The sequence below is a fragment of the Shewanella sp. Shew256 genome (genome assembly GCF_002196695.1).
Lineage (GTDB): Bacteria > Pseudomonadota > Gammaproteobacteria > Enterobacterales > Shewanellaceae > Shewanella > Shewanella mangrovisoli.
Map to the genome: position 1 here is coordinate 1 of NZ_NAJR01000030.1, position 16,605 is coordinate 16,605.

Sequence of the window (16,605 nt, forward strand, 5' to 3'; positions counted from 1 at the left end):
GTAGGAGTCTGGGCCGTGTCTCAGTCCCAGTGTGGCTGATCATCCTCTCAGAACAGCTAGGGATCGTCGCCTTGGTGAGCCATTACCTCACCAACTAGCTAATCCCACCTAGGTTCATCCAATCGCGAGAGGCCCGAAGGTCCCCCTCTTTCCCCCGTAGGGCGTATGCGGTATTAGCAGTCGTTTCCAACTGTTATCCCCCTCGACTGGGCAGATCCCTAGGCATTACTCACCCGTCCGCCGCTCGCCACCTCAGGAGTAAACTCCCTTGTGCTGCCGCTCGACTTGCATGTGTTAGGCCTGCCGCCAGCGTTCAATCTGAGCCATGATCAAACTCTTCAATTAAAGTTTTTTGTTTAACTCACGTTAAACGACTCAATGAATTCTACTGTTTTGATTCGCTTTGCTCACTAAGAAGCATCGCGTTTCAATTCATACATTACTGTATGTACATATTGCTATGAACACTCATTCATTGATTTAATTCTTTGATTACTCGCCAAGCGGCAGAGTAATTTCGATTAACTCAACACCTGTGAGTGTCCACACAGATTTGCTTGATAAATTGTTAAAGAGCGTTGACCACCAGCTTTATCAAAAGTGATTTCAGCGGGTCAGGGCTGCGTATTCTACGCATTCCCGTTTTTGCGTCAAGTAGTTTTTTTAAACTTTCTTTTCGCTCATCAAGTACTGAATCACTCGATGAACTGGCACTTGCAACTGCGTATCGCTGTCTGCCGTGTCAGTGGATGCGCATTATAGGCAGCGGAACTTTTTGTGCAAGTGCTTTTTTAGCCCCTAAAGACTGTACGCCGACATTTTAAGCATTATGTTTATTTTTTATCTATTTTGGCTTGGTTATTCAATTTTGATGTAAGTTTTTATCTGATAAATGATAATTCGCGCTCAATTTTTCGGCAGCAGTCTAGTGTAAAAGTAAATAATTCATTACCATATGACTTGCTGTTAACAGTTATTTATCATTTTCTATTTCATTCAGAGAGCATTTATATGCAAAAGTCATTTCTTATTGTTTTGGTTATTGCCATTCTTGGCGCAATTGCGCTATCTCAATTTGCAACAACATTACCCGCTTACATCGCCTTTGTTGCTGGCGTGATTATTACTACGCTTATCTTTAAATTTGTCCCTGATTTAGGGACCACTCAAGCTGCTGATGAACAATATGTCGGCCCGACAATGACACTCTATGTAGGTAACTTGCCTTATCGTGTGCATGAGGGAGAAGTGAAAGTCTTGTTTGGTGAATTCGGCCCAGTCAATTCAGTCCGTTTAGTTCGAGATCGTAAAACAGGCCGCCGTAAAGGCTTCGGTTTTGTTGAAATGTCCGAAGCAGGTGCTCAAAAAGCAATGGTTAAGCTAAATGACTTTAACTTCCAAGAAAGAACCTTAAAGGTTAGAGAAGCTAAGACTCAAGATTCGGAAGCTGCCGACCGTACAGGTACTGATGAATAACCTTCGTTAGCTTATCCGTTCTGCTTGATTGTGGTGATTCGCTCTAGGGCCGAAAAGCCACAATCGACTAACATAGTCATCAATCCCTCACTGATTTCCGCTTTAGTATAAAACGCCTGCATAACCGAATCTTGGTGCGCGTCTTTTAGACCTTGCTGTTCGCTCTTAGTAGCTAACAGTGTTTTGACTCGTTTAGCTATTGCCTCACCTGAATCAAGCAGAGTCATACCTTGACCCAATACCTGCTGCAATTCATCACGCATCATTGGGAAATGAGTACATCCAAGTACCAATACATCTAACTCCGCCTCGACAATCGGCGACAATATCTGCGTTAATCGCATCATATCCAGCTGACCAGTGGCAATCTTCTGCTCGGCCATCAGTACTAATTCCGAACATCCGAACAGCTCTACATGGCAGTCATCGGCAAATTGGCTAATGAGTTCGTGAGTATAGTGGCGCTTTACCGTACCTGGGGTGGCAAGCAAACCAATACGCTTACTTTTAGATAACTGCGCCGCGGGTTTAATGGCGGGGACAACTCCCACCACAGGAATAGATAGAGTGGCACGCAGCGCGGGCAGCACAACCGTACTCGCGGTATTGCAGGCAACGACAACAATAGCTGCATGGGTACGCTCTACGACTTGGTCGATTAGCGCGACACAACCCGAGACAAGTTCCTGCTCTTCCAACTCGCCATAGGGCAATCTGGCATTATCGAATAAATAGCAGTAATCATGGTGAGGAAGCAGTTTGCGAATTTCTGCTAATACGGATAGACCGCCGATGCCAGAATCGAATACTAATATTGGTTGCGACAAGCCCATCTCCAGTTAATTCTTCTTCGCCCCATGCGCGGGCGGATTTTCCCACAGCTTTGCTCAAACCGCAAAACCAAGATGCTGGACATTCGTGTCACCTAGTATAAAATTTGCGCCCCAATTTACAGCCACGGTGAATCAACAATGAATTTAGCAGCAATGGATCCCACGACCTATGATGCGCAACTGACTGCAAAGCGTATCAAGCTAGAGCAGGCCTTTGCCCAATTTGAGACACCGAGTGTTGAAGTGTTTGCCTCAGAACCTGCCCACTATCGGATGCGTGCCGAGTTTCGCGTATGGCACGAGGGCGACGATTTATACTATTACATGTTCGATAAAGTATTGAACGACAAAGTTCGTTGCGATCAATACTTACCCGCGAGTGCCTTAATCAATCAGATGATGGCGGCTCTGATCGCCGAGTTAAAACCGAACCACAGCTTACGCCATAAACTCTTTCAGGTTGATTTTTTATCAACGCTCAGTGGTGAGATTTTAGTGTCACTGCTGTATCACAGACAGCTTGATGATCAATGGCGCAGCGAAGCCGCTGCACTTAAAGCCAGATTGAGCAGCCAATTTAAGGTCAATATCATTGGCCGTGCGCGCAAACAGAAAATCGATTTAGATAAAGACTTTGTGGTTGAGTCACTGCAAGTGAATGACAGAGTTTTCCATTACAAACAAATCGAAAACAGCTTTACCCAGCCAAATGCCAAGGTAGCAATCAAGATGCTGGAATGGGCTATCGACGTGACTCAAAATAGCCAAGGCGATTTACTGGAGCTCTACTGTGGTAATGGCAACTTCTCCATCGCGTTGGCACAAAACTTTAATCGCGTGCTCGCGACCGAGTTGGCTAAACCTTCAGTCGATGCAGCCCAGTACAATATCGAAGTCAACAATATCGATAATCTGCAGATTATCCGTATGTCGGCGGAAGAATTTAGCGATGCCATGGCGAAAAAACGCAGCTTTAGACGCTTAGAAGGCATAGATTTGGATAGCTATGTCTGCAACACCATTTTTGTCGACCCACCACGAGCAGGTATTGACCCTGCGACGTTGGAGTTAGTGGAAGGTTATGAGCGGATCCTGTATATCTCTTGTAATCCCGACACCTTGAAAGACAATTTGCAGCAATTAAATCAGACTCATAAAGTCACCCGTTTTGCCCTGTTTGATCAGTTCCCTTATACCGATCATATGGAAACAGGTGTACTGCTTGAGCGTCGTTAAGCGACTCTATGTACCTAAAAATAAAGGAGCCAATGGCTCCTTTATTTTTGGACTAAATCACAATCTCACTTAACGATGCTCAACCTTATGTTGTAAGGCTTCGGCACCCTTAGCCACCATACGTAATTGCATCACCAGTTGATCGGCAAGCACTTTACGATCGGCACGCTTCATATCCAGTGCCGACGCTCCGGCGTTAAACACTAAGGTCACGAGCGCTTCTGCCTGTGCTCTGGCCAGCATAGGCGTACGGCCCGCCGTCGCTTCAGTGTAATGGGCCAGTTCAGAAATAAAATGTTCAATCTCGCGGGCTACCGCGGCGCGGAAGGCCGCAGAGGTACCTGAACGCTCATGCAGTAATATTCTGAAAACGTTTGGGTTAGAATCAAGTACTTCCATAAAGGTATCCACAGAAATGCGGATCACACTGCCCCCGGCTTCGGCACGTTGCCGCCCCTTTCGCATCATCTGTCTTAGGGTGAGCCCGCCTTCATCGACCATGGTCAACCCAAGCTCATTCATATCCTTAAAATGACGATAAAAGGATGTGGGCGCAATGTTGGCTTCCCTCGCCACTTCTCGCAAACTTAAGCTAGAGAAGCTCCGCTCAGCACTGAGCTGATTAAAGGCCGCATCGACTAGAGCCCGCCGAGTTTTCTCTTTTTGCTGTGCACGAATACCCATTCTTGAATCCGCTAACTGAATGTAATGACGCGATAATACCGCTTTTGCGATTGAAACACAGCCCTATCCACCTTGACCAAACAAGATTGCTGGGCTAAATTAGCTTACAGTTGTACGCTCAAATGCGGATATTGGAAACTATAATGAATAAACCCCCTATCATCTGGCTTAATGTCACCCTATTTAGCCTAACCTTTCTCAGTGCGGTAATCCTCGTTCCTTGGTATGGCCTAGCCCACGGTTACGCTGCCAGCGAATGGATCGCTTTTGTGGTATTAGCCTTTGCCAGTGGCCTGTCGATCACTGCGGGTTACCATAGACTCTGGTCACATAAAGCCTATAAGGCACACCCTGTAATACGTTTCATCTACGCACTTGGTGGTGCATTAGCATTACAAAACAGTGCGTTACATTGGGCATCCGATCATCGAGTGCACCATAAGCATGTCGATGACAATGACAAAGATCCTTACTCCGCCAACATGGGTTTCTGGTACAGCCATATCGGTTGGATGCTGCGCGAATACCAAGCCCAGCGTTACCATGACTACCAAAACGTGCGTGATTTACAAAACGACCGTATCGTGATGTGGCAACACAAGCACTATCTCGCCCTCGTCATTCTGATGAACATTGGTTTGCCTGCGCTACTCGGCTGGTTCACTGGCAATATCGCAGGCATGTTGCTGATGGCGGGATTACTGCGCTTAGTCGTTGTGCATCACTGCACCTTCTTTATCAATTCCCTCGCCCACGTGTGGGGTAGCCAACCCTATACCGATAAAAACACCGCCCGTGACAACGGTTTTCTGGCGATGTTGACCTACGGTGAGGGTTACCATAATTTCCACCATATCTTCGAAAACGATTATCGTAACGGGATTAAATGGTGGCATTACGATCCGACTAAGTGGTTGATTAAGGCGTTATCTTGGGTGGGTTTAGCCAAAGACTTACGCACGAGTCCGCAGGAGCGAATCGAGAGTGCCCGCTTACAAATGCAACTGCTGCATGCTAAAAGCAAAGTGCTCAATTTGCCAAATGCCGATGAAATTATTGAAAAAATTCAACAAGAGTATGAGTTGATGAAACAACACTTACTCGAATATTATCAAGCCCAAAAGGCACTGTTAGAGGCCAAACGTAAGCAACTGGTCGATCAGCAATTATTGCAGCAAGTCGAAGAGCTAAAAACCCGACTCCTGAATCAGCAAAAAAGCTGGAAGAGCCTGACTGCAACTTATAGCTAGGCCACAATTATCGGTAAAAATCATACGGCCGCCTTGCATGGTGGCCGTATCCTATTATTATGATGCCTCATTCACTTTTTACAGGATGTTAGGCTCATGTCGAATTGTGCAGTATCTCCAACCGATAGCATTAAACTCACCGAATATAGTCATGGTGCCGGTTGCGGCTGTAAAATTTCCCCTAAAGTACTGACCACCATTCTTGCCTCGCAGCTGCCTGTATTCACCGATCCTAACCTGTTGGTCGGCAATCAAAGCCGTGATGATGCAGCCGTTTACAAGCTCAATGATGAAATTGGCATTATCAGTACCACCGACTTTTTTATGCCAATCGTAGATGACCCCTTTACCTTTGGCCGCATCGCCGCCACCAATGCCATTAGCGATATCTATGCCATGGGCGGCACGCCCATGATGGCGATTGCGATTCTAGGCTGGCCAGTAAACAAGCTTCCCGCCGAGATCGCGCAACAAGTGGTCGATGGTGGCCGTCAAGCCTGTATGGAAGCTGGGATAATGCTGGCCGGTGGTCATAGTATCGATGCGCCTGAGCCAATCTTCGGCCTTGCGGTCACAGGGCAAATCGCCCTGACGGATTTAAAACAAAACGATACCGCAAAAGCGGGCGATCGTTTGTATCTCACTAAACCTATCGGTATTGGCATTCTTACCACGGCACAAAAGCAGAAGAAGCTCAAAGACGAAGATAGCCAAATTGCGGTGAATGCGATGTGCCAGCTCAATAGTATAGGCGCCAAAATCGCTAAGATTAAAGGCGTGAACGCCCTCACCGATGTCACAGGTTTTGGGCTGGCGGGCCATCTACTTGAGGTCTGTCAAGGTGCTAAACTCACCGCTAAACTTAATCTGGATGCCGTGCCACTCTTACCCCGCGCCCTCGACTATCTAGCGCAAGGCTGTATTCCAGGTGGCACCCACCGTAACTACGACAGTTATGGTGAACACTTACCCGTACTTACCGATCATCAAAAAGCCATATTGTGTGACCCACAAACCAGTGGCGGCTTGTTAGTGGCAGTGTCGAGTGATGCCGAAGCGGAACTGGTGGCACTGCTTAATGCACATCAGATAGAGCCTATCTGTATTGGCTCATTAAAAACGCCCACCTCCACCGCTAATGTAGTGCTGTGTTAATGTCAGCGATGATCATTCCCGCCCAGCAATATCACGATATCTTTATTGCTGGGCAGCCATTAATCGACTTAAGGGCGCCGATTGAATTTAATCGCGGCGCCTTTCCCTCCTCGATAAATCTACCGTTAATGGTTGATAAGGAAAGGGAAAAAGTCGGCACTTGTTATAAAGAGCAAGGTCAGCAAGCTGCAATAGCCTTGGGCCACTCCCTCGTACATGGCGTGGTAAAACAGCAGCGTATTGATGCCTGGTTAAACTTTTTATCGACTCACCCCGAAGCTTACCTTTGCTGCTTTCGTGGCGGGCTGCGCTCACAATTAACTCAGCAGTGGCTGCAAGAGGCTGGTGTTTCCGTACCTTATGTGCAAGGCGGCTACAAAGGTATGCGCCAATATTTAATTGGTGTAATTGAGGCGGCGCCAAGTCTGCAACCTTTGCTAAGCCTGAGCGGTATGACGGGAAGCGGCAAAACCGATTTATTAAGACTACGTAAAGAAGCGATTGATCTCGAAGGCATAGCCAATCACAGAGGCTCGAGCTTTGGTAAAAACATCGACCCACAACCGACACAAATTAACTTTGAAAATCAGCTCGCCATTGCCCTGTTACACCATCAATTAGGCAATCACGCCTGTTTGTTGCTCGAGGATGAAAGCTTTTTGATTGGCCGCTCAGCGTTGCCGCAACGCTTTTATAGCGCAATGCAGACGGCCGATATTCTGGTACTCGAAGAAGACGATGGCATCAGGCTAACTCGTTTACTCGATGAATACGTTCATAAAATGCACCGAGGATTTAGCGAGCGTCTCGGCTTAGAGGCAGGTTTCGAAGCCTTTAGCCACTACCTCTTACAGAGTCTTGGCAGCATTCGCAAACGCCTAGGCGGTAAGCAATATCAAGAGTTACAAGACATGATGCAAAATGCGCTATCGCAACAACTTAATCAAAACCAAACTTCACAACATTTGGCCTGGATAAGTATGCTACTGCACAAATATTACGACCCCATGTACGAATACCAGTTGCAAAAGAAAGCCGGCAATATTCTGTTTAGGGGAGGTCACCAAGCCATGCATGAGTGGCTGGATAACTATCAGCGGGATAACTATCATCGGAATAACAATCCGTTGGATAGCCACCACTCAAACCGCTAAAAACAAGAAAACCGTGTGCGAACTGCCCACGGTTTTCTTTATCCATCTCGTTAACTTAATGCTTATTGAGTAGATTTGCGACACTATCCCTGAGCGAGTGCCGATCAGCATTTTGCCCATCCACCACATCCGTTAAACTCACCAATACCTTGGACCAGAAGCGTTTAGGCATTGTAGTCAATGCATGGCCATCTTTATGACTAAAGTAAGAACCCCACAGTCCATTGAGCGCCATAGGGATCACTGGCACGGGATCGCGAGCGAGGATTTTATCTATACCGGGGCGAAACTCGCCGAGCTCACCATCGGGGGTTAAACGCCCTTCAGGGAAGATACACACCAACTCGCCATTCGCTAACGCCTCATGAATTGATTCAAAAGCTTGATTGTAAGTCGCCTCACTCTGGCGCGGCGAACAAATCGGAATCACTCCTGCATGGCGGAACAGATATTTCAGCACCGGAATTTCACTGATCGATTTATCCATCACAAAACGAATCGGCCGGGTCGACGCGCCCATAATGATCAACGCATCCACATAGCTCACATGGTTACAGACGATAATCCCTGCACCTTCCTTAGGGATCTTTTCTCGCCCAGTCACAGTCACCCGATACATCACATGGCTGAGTAAGTAACTGATAAATCGTTGTGTAAACTCAGGCACCTGCGAATAGACATAAAGCGCAACCACAAAGTTCATCACCGCCAACAGTAAGAATAACTGTGGAATACTCCAACCAGCCACACCGAGTAACAGCATAGACAACAACGACGACGCCACCATAAACAGTGAGTTCATAATGTTATTCGCGGCAATCGCTTGCGCACATTCTCCCTTCGCAGAACGCGCTTGAATAAAGGCGTACAGAGGCACGATAAACAGACCTCCGCTGACACCAATCATAAAGAAGTCCAGCATCACTCGATAATGCTTCTGCTCGGCAATAAAGCTTTGTAAGCCATAAACAAAACTAGCATCCGCCGGTGCTGGCGGAATCGCCCACAGCAAGTCCACACCAAACACGGTTAACCCGAGCACCCCAAAGGGCAACAAGCCTAACTCCACATGGCCAAAGGAAAAACGCTCACAGACAAAGGAGCCCACCGCAATCCCAATAGAGAACATTCCCAGTAGCAGCGACACCACTGTCGCACCAGAGTGCAAATGCAGCTTGGCAAAGTTAGGGAATTGGGTCAGATATGTCGCCCCCAAAAACCAGAACCAGCTAATGGCGAGGATGGCCATCCAAATCGAAGGCGTTTGGCGTGCCTTCTTAATGGTGCGCCAAGTGCCAGATAATGGCCGAAATTGGATTTTCTGAACTGTGCCCTGTGGCGGTAAAGCAGGGATCGCACGGCTAGACAAATACCCCGCCAAGGCAAGGGCTGCGACCGTGATGGCCGACCACAAAGTGGCGTTGTTTTCAGACACTAAAATCCCGGCACTCAAGGTACCGATCAAGATAGACAAAAACGTCCCCATCTCAACCCAGGCATTGCCCGTCACTAACTCATCCTCTTTTAAGGCTTGAGGCAAGAGGGAATATTTGACTGGCCCAAAATAGGCTGACTGGCTACCGGTTAAAAACAGCAGTAATAACATCATCATGTAATTCTCACTCACAATAGCGAGTGCGGCGCTGAACATAATGATGACTTCGAGCAGTTTTAAGCGACGGATAAGTTTGGCTTTATCCATATTGTCGGCCACGACGCCAGCATGGGCAGAGAACAGGAAAAACGGCAGGATAAAGACCCCTGCAGCCAAATTAACAAACATGTCGACGCTAATGGGTAAATCATTGACTTGGCTGAAGGTGACGAGCAACAGCAACACATTTTTATAGATATTGTCGTTAAGTGCGCCCAGACATTGGGTTGCGAAATACGGTAAAAAACGTTTTGTTAGCAGCATGATTTTTCCCTCTGATAACCCATTCCCTGTAAATACCCTGTCACATGACTCTCTAGTAAAGCGGGTAAAGATGCCGTATCGGCAAACAATTTATTATCCAGTGATAAGGCGGTGAGTCCGTGGATGCCGCCCCAAAGCACTCGACTCATTTGAAGTTGCTGCTCAGCAGTCTTATTGGGGAACAATAGGGCTAACTCACGCTCAATTAAACTGAATAAACCCGCAATAAGTTGGCCTTGGGATTCGGGCAAAGGTTCGGAGTCGAGTAGCTGCAGTTCAAATACCAACTTAAAACATTGGCGCTGCGCATGGGCAAACTCAGCGTATTTTTGCGCCATACTGATGATCTGATTGCGACTATTATCTGCATTTACCTCGGAGAGCTCATGCATCAGCGCCTGCAGCGTTGCCTCAGAAACGGCTAACAAAAGGTAGTTATAGCTACCAAAGATATTGATTAAGGTACTCGGCACATAGCCAATCTGGCTTGCAATCTTGCGTAAACTCAGTTCTTGTGTCCCTTGCTGTTGCAGCAGTGCCATTGCTGCTTCTATTGCCATAGCACGAATCTCATCATGACTATGTTCTTTGCGTCTCGCCATAGGTCTCACTCCCTGTTGAATGGTGTCAGATTAACAGCCTGAAAAATAAAAAACAACGTTCAAAATAAGTTTATTTTGCGTACAGCATGAAGTAAAAGGCATAAAAATGAGGGAAGAAAGTCTAACTCTGGGCAATCGCTCGATGCGAACCTTGGAGGGAATTTAACTTTTAACGCATAAAAAATGACGCCCTCAATTGAGGGCACCATTTCGAGATTGAACTTTTACCTAGCGGCAGTGATAACTCATCACGACTCTGTCGGCCCCAGCGCCAAAATAGTCCGCTTCGAAGGCAGTATCGACAAACCCTAAACGCTGATATAAACCATGGGCAGGATTATGGGGATCGACAGTTAAATCCACCCGCTTAACCAGAGGTGGTATTTGGCTTAAACATTGTTGTATTAATTGTTTACCAATGCCTCGCCCGCGGGCTTGCTCACTCACCGCCACGGACAGGATCCACATACAGGTAGGGTCGCCACTTTGAGCGCAGAGCAAATAGCCTAAAAGCTCCCCGTCAGCGTCTACGGCAACCAGAAACTGCTCTGGCCAACAATCAAACCCTTGGCGGAAGAAAAAATCGGGATAACAATGATCGCCAAAGATAGCCTGTTCGAGTTGAAAAACATCGGCTAACTCTGACTTTAATACTGGACGAATCGACTGCATGTAAACCTATTCACCAATTAAAATTTTATCCCACTCTAAATTTGGCGCACCAACAACAATAAAGTTAGGATTTTCAAGCGTCTCACGCTCGTTATAAGTCAAAGGTTGCAGCTCGGTATCCATGAGCTGACCACCCGCTTCCTCAATAATGATCTGCGCGGCGCCGGTATCCCATTCACCTGTCGGCCCGACTCGCACATAACAATCGGCGCGTCCTTCGGCGACCAGACAACTCTTCAAGGCCGCACCGCCCATGACCACCAGTTCACAATGCTTAGGATGATTGAACAGGGTCAACACGGATTGAGGATCCTGACGACGACTCACCGCTAACCTTAGGGAAACTTGCTCACGGTGCTGAATTTGCCGACTACTGATACGCACTTCTTGCTTATCGGTGCGTTTATAGGCACCTAATCCCGCGATGGCGTAGTAACACACCTGCGTCATCGGCACATAGACCACGCCCATTACTGGACGATTGTGCTCCACCAACGCAATGATCACCGAAAAATCACCACTACCGGCAATAAACTCCCCCGTGCCATCGAGAGGGTCGACTAACCAATAACGTTTCCAGCCTTCACGCTCACTCAGGGGAATATCGGCAGCCTCTTCGGACAAGATAGGAATCTCAGGCGTCAACGCGGCTAAGCGCTCACAAATCAGCTGATTCGCCGCTAAGTCCGCCGAGGTGACAGGGGTATTATCAGACTTAGTCTCTCGCTCAAAATTACCCTTAAGGTAAATCTCACGAATAGTGCGCCCCGCATCCGTTGCTATCGCAATCACCTCGTCGATTAACTCTTCTGGCTTCATAACCACTCCAATCGCTAACATCGCGAATGATCCACAAGCACTCAATTGCTGAATGCTATAACAAAAAAGATTATTTAAGTTGTAGGTGTTTCTGCGCTAAAAACAATGCGCTCACACTACGGGATTCCGAAAAATCGCTATTTTCGAGTAACGCTTCCCACTCGGCCAACGCCCAAGGCACCACATCTATGGGTTCTGGCTCATCGCCTTCGAGGCGGCTTTCATATAAATCTTCTGCTATGAAAATTTGCATCTTGCTAGAGAAATAACCCGGCGCAAGGCTAAGTTCTTTCAACAGGGTCAGCTTACGGGCCCCAAAACCAATTTCTTCCTGCAATTCTCGATTGGCCGCTTCGATAGCTTGCTCACCAGGGTCTATTAATCCCTTAGGAAAACCTAGCTCGTAATTATCTGTTCCAGCGGCATATTCACGGGCTAACAGCATGTTGCCTTGATGAATGGGTACCACCATCACAGCGCCTCGGCTACCACCCTTCATCCGCTCATACTGGCGCTCGACACCGTTGGAGAATTTAAGATGAACCTGTTCAATTTGAAACAAGCGGCTCTTAGCGACAACTTCGGTATGTAAGATTTCCGGCTTATGGTGCCGCTGCGACATAACTGCCCCTGGATAAAAATAGCAACAAACTAACTAGGATAAGTGACAATCTTACTATCCTGTCTTTAATCTACAACCTGAATTTAGTGCGGCTATTCCAAAGACCACCACCCAAGCCACGGGATTTAAATCACATACTCAGCCAAGACAAAGGAGAAACGGTTAAAACTTTTCGCTTTTTACCGCGAAAATTCACCAACAAAAAAGGGGCTAAGCCCCTTTTTATGTCGACATCATTTAAAACTGATAGCGCAGATTGAGTTGATAACTCAATAGGTCATTCGGCTCGATATCTATGTATTGATAACCTAACCCCACGGACCAAGCATCACTGAATTGGTAACTAAAACGCACTCCCGCATACCAATCAGTGCCATCCAAGTCGGTCTTGATCCTGGTATTGCCCATGGTACTGCTGATATCGGCTTGCCAATGGAACAAGCCAACGGGTACTTCAAAGCGCCAACCTTGATGCTGCAGCAGGGTAAATCTCAGGCCCAACATGACCCCATCGGCAAGCACAGGGGTGACGGTTTTCACCAACTCATGGTATTGCGCTGGCGTTAACGTCGCGCCCTTAATCCTCGCTGTTCCTTCACCAAAATCGGCATAGCCCAGTTCCAACGCCACAATCGGCGTCCATTGATAACCTAGACTCACCCCAAATGCGGTATCCGAGTCATCGACGTTGAGGAGTTGTCCCTCTCCGACTTGGGCGTTTAACTCAGGCAGTGTTTTATCGGCCTGCGCTTGGCCGATAAAACCCTCAACATACCAGTCGGTTGCCTGTGCCTGTTGCGTCACACTGAGCAATAACAGGCAGCCTAAGGCCAATCGCTGTAATTCTCGGCGACGCAATATCGCCCATGCCAAGATAAATGCCAACGCCCATAAGGTCATACTACCTCCTCCTGACTTATTATCGATAATGACCTCTTGATAGGCTTTCACTGTGATAAGCACCTGCCCCGTCGCTTCACCACCTTGGCCATCGCTAATCCTATAGGTCACGGTATCCACACCATCGAATCCTGTTTTAGGGATATAGCGCAGTTTATTGGCTTCGATAGTCACAGTGCCCTGTTGGGCCGTCGCACTTAACAAGGTCAACGTATTACCATCCACATCGGTGTCATTACTCAGCACATCGACAAGCAAGCTGGTACGGTCATCGGTAGCGGCGCTGTCATCGACAGTCACAGGTGCAGTGTTACCATTCACCACGATCGTCAACTCACTACTTGCCGTACCGCCCTTGCCATCGGTAATGCTATATACCAACACATCGGTGCCGATAAAGTCTGCCGCCGGCGTGTAACTGAGCCGTTGATCAGCTAACACTGTGGCAGTACCAAACTCACTAATCACTTGAGTGATGCTCAAACTATCCCCATCGCTATCCGTATCGTTGGCAAGCACGTTCACATCGATACTTTGGTTCCAGGCAATTGCTGCCGAGTCGGGATTGGCGACGGGCAAGTGGTTACCATTAAGCATCACAGCAACGCCACTTGGGTCGACAATAGTACGGTTAGCCACACCATCATCATCGTTAGGGCCGCCATCTTCGATAGTCAACTGCACACACCAATGGCCTTCGGTTAATCCTAGGGTCCAACGGCTATCCCCCGGTGGCGGGCAGAAACCACGCTCACCCTCGGTACTGGCAACAGTGTTGTTTGCATCAATCACAAAGTCTCGCCAGCCCGCTTGAGCATTGAACTTGCGATAGACGGCATTCGCAGGAACGGGCGAGCGTTGTGGTAATACTAAGCTATAGCTTTGGCCCTGTTGTGGTAGGCCCGTCGCGATAAAGTCGAAAATACCACCAACATTGGCTGCTAAAGCATCTTCAGTCACGACTTCAGGTTGTAGCTGCATGCCGCTCTGCCCACGTCTTAGGGCAATATTCCCCAAACGTAAACAGACACCGGCCTGCCCTTCGGCCAAGAAGTAAACTGGCTGCAATTCACCTTCAGGCATCACATTACAGTCGTTATTCGCATCCAAATAATCAGGAATACCATCGCTATCGCTATCGCTATAGCCTTCTTGAACATCGGGGATTAAATCGCCATCCGTATCGGCACTCGTCAATGCGGCTAAACTTGGACGCACTACGATGTACACTGTTTCGGTACTCGACAGCACAGGCGAACCATCATCGGTGGCAGTTAGGCTCACGGGATAAATCCCCGGAGTCACAGCTGCTGGAGAGAATGCCATGCCTGTCGAATCCGCTTGCAAACTTAGCGCGCCGCTTGCCCACGTCAGCGTTAATGTATCTTGCTCATTGGCATCGGATGCTGTGGCACGGATATGCACATCACCGCCATTTTGCGCGACAATGACTTGCTGCTGGCCAGCTTGAGCCACAGCCAAACTGACCTGTGGTGCAATATTAGCTTCGGTAATCACAACTTGGGTCTGCTGCTTACTACCAAGATTCAAGCTTGGATCTAGGCTGATAAGCACCTCTTCATCCCCTTCAGTCACACCATCATTCAGGGTAGTAAAGTGGATTTCCGCCATCTGTCCCGAGGTTATCTCGACAACACCATCAACCAAATCATGGTCGCTGCTATCGGCTGAACCGGATACTGTGAATGGAATACTCAGCGGATAACTCGGCGCCTCACCATTGAGATGAACACTCACAGTCACTTGGTTACCTTCGGCTACCACTTGATCTTTGCTCAGTGAAATCAATGGATTGACTTTGACTTTCTGCGCTTTAATCGCCTTATTACCCTCGCCATCCACTGCCTGCCAATAGGCTAAGTAGTTGCCAGGGGCGAAGAACAAGCTCTTATTCACCAGCGACACAGGCAATGGATGGCCATTACGGTCAACCGCCTTGGCAAAACCGAGTTTCACCCGCGTAAACAGGCCAGTCGCATTCACCTCAACATCATCAGGTAGAGTGAACACAGGTTGACTCGCTGAGTCAGTGCCTTCAATCAGCACATTCACTTTGGCGGTTGCCCGCCCTTTGTGACCATCGCTGATGGTATAACGCAGAGCCACAGGCCCCACATAAGCCTCGGGCGCGGTAAAACTGAGCCCATCTGAGGTGATTTGCACACTGCCAATATCTGCAGCAGCGCCATCAATCGTTAGGGTGTCCCCATCAACATCCACATCATTTGCCAATACGGTCAGTGTATAGGTGTCATTGGGGGTACTGGTTAAGGTATAGCTGTCATCGACAGCTTGAGGATCGTCGTTCACTGGCGTAACCGTAATGGTGACAGTCGCAGGCTCTGAGCTTAACTCCGCATCTTTGGCAATAAAGCCAATAGAGTCGGTACCATTAAAATCCTTCTCAGGTGTATAAAGCCAGACACTACCGTGTTGCTCTAAGGTACCAGAGGCTGGTTGCGCGGTGATCTCATAGGTCAGAGGATCATTGTCGGCATCCTCAGCGGCAAGCGTGATCATCAGCGAACTATCTTCCTCAAGAGTCACTGTCTGATTGGTCGCAATGGGTGCATCATTAACGTTTGCCACCACTATCGTAAAGCTCTGGTCTGCGGTTAAGCCATCCACATCCGTGGCCCGTAGTACCACTGCATGGCTGCCGACGTTAGCATTAGTTGGGGTACCACTCAGCACGCCCGTGGCTGCATTGAAGTTTAGCCAGCTTGGTAAGGTCACCGCGCTTAAGGTGAGACGGTCCCCCACATCGCTGTCCGTCGCTACCAAGGTGTAGCTGTAGGCCGCATCCTGAGTCGCACTCGTTAACGCCGTCGAACTGATAGTCGGTGCATCATTAACGTTTGCCACCACTATCGTAAAGCTCTGGTCTGCGGTTAAGCCATCTACATCCGTGGCGCGAAGCAATACCGCATGACTGCCCACATTAGTGTTAGTTGGGGTACCACTCAGCACTCCCGTAGCCGTATTGAAGTTCAGCCAGCTTGGTAAGGTCACTGCGCTCAAGATGAGACTGTCGCCCACGTCGCTGTCCGTCGCCACCAAGGTGTAGCTATAGGCCGCATCCTGGGTGGTGTTGGTCACCGCGGTTGAGCTGATGGTTGGTGCATCGTTAACGTTTGCCACCACTATCGTAAAGCTCTGGTCTGCGGTTAAGCCATCCACATCCGTGGCGCGTAGCAATACCGCATAACTGCCAACGTTAGCGTTAGTTGGCGTACCACTCAGCACGCCCGTCGCCGTATTGA

13 protein-coding genes and 1 rRNA gene are annotated in these 16,605 nt (G+C 48.3%); 5 read left to right on the forward strand and 9 right to left on the reverse strand.

The genetic code is table 11. The features are described 5' to 3' along the window. Window positions 1-345 (reverse strand): 16S ribosomal RNA (locus B5P39_RS23905); the annotation flags it as partial. A gap of 666 nt (window positions 346-1,011) precedes the next feature. On the opposite strand from B5P39_RS23905, the gene B5P39_RS23910 reads away from it, so the two are divergent. Beyond that, window positions 1,012-1,476, forward strand: coding sequence for an RNA recognition motif domain-containing protein (locus B5P39_RS23910; protein ID WP_037430549.1), 465 nt, complete (start codon window positions 1,012-1,014; stop codon window positions 1,474-1,476). An 11-nt stretch (window positions 1,477-1,487) separates the two neighbouring features. Here B5P39_RS23910 and murI read toward each other — a convergent pair whose 3' ends face one another. After that, the gene (gene murI, locus B5P39_RS23915; protein ID WP_088213149.1) at window positions 1,488-2,303 is read right to left on the reverse strand and encodes a glutamate racemase; all 816 of its coding nucleotides are present in this window, start codon (window positions 2,301-2,303) and stop codon (window positions 1,488-1,490) included. A gap of 144 nt (window positions 2,304-2,447) precedes the next feature. On the opposite strand from murI, the gene trmA reads away from it, so the two are divergent. Further along, window positions 2,448-3,545, forward strand: a complete 1,098-nt coding sequence (gene trmA / locus B5P39_RS23920; protein ID WP_088213142.1) for a tRNA (uridine(54)-C5)-methyltransferase TrmA — start codon at window positions 2,448-2,450, stop codon at window positions 3,543-3,545. Window positions 3,546-3,614: 69 nt separating this feature from the next. On the opposite strand, the gene fabR is transcribed toward trmA, so the two are convergent. Continuing rightward, window positions 3,615-4,229 (reverse strand): HTH-type transcriptional repressor FabR, encoded by a 615-nt coding sequence (gene fabR / locus B5P39_RS23925; RefSeq protein ID WP_011070594.1) that lies wholly within the window; start codon window positions 4,227-4,229, stop codon window positions 3,615-3,617. Window positions 4,230-4,372: 143 nt separating this feature from the next. Here fabR and B5P39_RS23930 point away from each other — a divergent pair, with 143 nt between their 5' ends. The 3 genes from B5P39_RS23930 to mnmH all read left to right on the forward strand — a co-directional run bounded on the left by B5P39_RS23930 (window position 4,373) and on the right by mnmH (window position 7,788). Next, on the forward strand, window positions 4,373-5,479 hold the full coding sequence (locus B5P39_RS23930; protein ID WP_088213143.1) for an acyl-CoA desaturase: 1,107 nt from the start codon (window positions 4,373-4,375) through the stop codon (window positions 5,477-5,479). 96 nt (window positions 5,480-5,575) lie between these two features. Continuing rightward, on the forward strand, window positions 5,576-6,634 hold the full coding sequence (selD, locus tag B5P39_RS23935; protein WP_088213144.1) for a selenide, water dikinase SelD: 1,059 nt from the start codon (window positions 5,576-5,578) through the stop codon (window positions 6,632-6,634). Continuing rightward, window positions 6,634-7,788, forward strand: a complete 1,155-nt coding sequence (gene mnmH, locus B5P39_RS23940; protein ID WP_088213145.1) for a tRNA 2-selenouridine(34) synthase MnmH — start codon at window positions 6,634-6,636, stop codon at window positions 7,786-7,788. Before selD ends, mnmH begins: the two co-directional genes overlap by 1 nt. Before the next feature lie 55 nt (window positions 7,789-7,843). Here the strand turns inward: mnmH and B5P39_RS23945 are convergent, their stop codons facing one another. The 6 genes from B5P39_RS23945 to B5P39_RS23970 form a co-directional block, all read right to left on the reverse strand. Then, window positions 7,844-9,706: an MFS transporter gene (locus B5P39_RS23945; protein ID WP_088213146.1), complete on the reverse strand. Its 1,863-nt coding sequence runs from the start codon at window positions 9,704-9,706 to the stop codon at window positions 7,844-7,846. Next, window positions 9,697-10,308, reverse strand: coding sequence for a TetR/AcrR family transcriptional regulator (locus tag B5P39_RS23950; RefSeq protein ID WP_088213147.1), 612 nt, complete (start codon window positions 10,306-10,308; stop codon window positions 9,697-9,699). The genes B5P39_RS23945 and B5P39_RS23950 overlap by 10 nt, the downstream gene beginning before the upstream one ends. Before the next feature lie 228 nt (window positions 10,309-10,536). Next, complete coding sequence (locus B5P39_RS23955) at window positions 10,537-10,980, reverse strand: GNAT family N-acetyltransferase (protein ID WP_047535773.1); 444 nt, start codon at window positions 10,978-10,980, stop codon at window positions 10,537-10,539. A 6-nt stretch (window positions 10,981-10,986) separates the two neighbouring features. After that, entirely contained in the window at window positions 10,987-11,799 is an 813-nt protein-coding gene (gene cysQ, locus B5P39_RS23960; RefSeq protein WP_088213148.1) for a 3'(2'),5'-bisphosphate nucleotidase CysQ, read from the reverse strand. Window positions 11,800-11,869: 70 nt separating this feature from the next. Continuing rightward, the gene (nudE, locus tag B5P39_RS23965; RefSeq protein ID WP_037430523.1) at window positions 11,870-12,421 is read right to left on the reverse strand and encodes an ADP compounds hydrolase NudE; all 552 of its coding nucleotides are present in this window, start codon (window positions 12,419-12,421) and stop codon (window positions 11,870-11,872) included. A 237-nt stretch (window positions 12,422-12,658) separates the two neighbouring features. After that, window positions 12,659-16,605, reverse strand: a 3,947-nt coding sequence (locus B5P39_RS23970; protein WP_140418353.1) for an Ig-like domain-containing protein, incomplete at its 5' end; no start/stop codon positions are given.

Bases quoted from the DNA above. Each gene is read 5' to 3' on its own strand.
- B5P39_RS23945 (WP_088213146.1), bottom strand. From the start codon at position 9,706: ATGCTGCTAACAAAACGTTTTTTACCGTATTTCGCAACCCAATGTCTG.
- selD (WP_088213144.1), top strand. From the start codon at position 5,576: ATGTCGAATTGTGCAGTATCTCCAACCGATAGCATTAAACTCACCGAA.
- cysQ (WP_088213148.1), bottom strand. From the start codon at position 11,799: ATGAAGCCAGAAGAGTTAATCGACGAGGTGATTGCGATAGCAACGGAT.
- nudE (WP_037430523.1), bottom strand. From the start codon at position 12,421: ATGTCGCAGCGGCACCATAAGCCGGAAATCTTACATACCGAAGTTGTC.
- B5P39_RS23910 (WP_037430549.1), top strand. From the start codon at position 1,012: ATGCAAAAGTCATTTCTTATTGTTTTGGTTATTGCCATTCTTGGCGCA.
- trmA (WP_088213142.1), top strand. From the start codon at position 2,448: ATGAATTTAGCAGCAATGGATCCCACGACCTATGATGCGCAACTGACT.
- mnmH (WP_088213145.1), top strand. From the start codon at position 6,634: ATGTCAGCGATGATCATTCCCGCCCAGCAATATCACGATATCTTTATT.
- fabR (WP_011070594.1), bottom strand. From the start codon at position 4,229: ATGGGTATTCGTGCACAGCAAAAAGAGAAAACTCGGCGGGCTCTAGTC.
- B5P39_RS23930 (WP_088213143.1), top strand. From the start codon at position 4,373: ATGAATAAACCCCCTATCATCTGGCTTAATGTCACCCTATTTAGCCTA.
- B5P39_RS23950 (WP_088213147.1), bottom strand. From the start codon at position 10,308: ATGGCGAGACGCAAAGAACATAGTCATGATGAGATTCGTGCTATGGCA.
- B5P39_RS23955 (WP_047535773.1), bottom strand. From the start codon at position 10,980: ATGCAGTCGATTCGTCCAGTATTAAAGTCAGAGTTAGCCGATGTTTTT.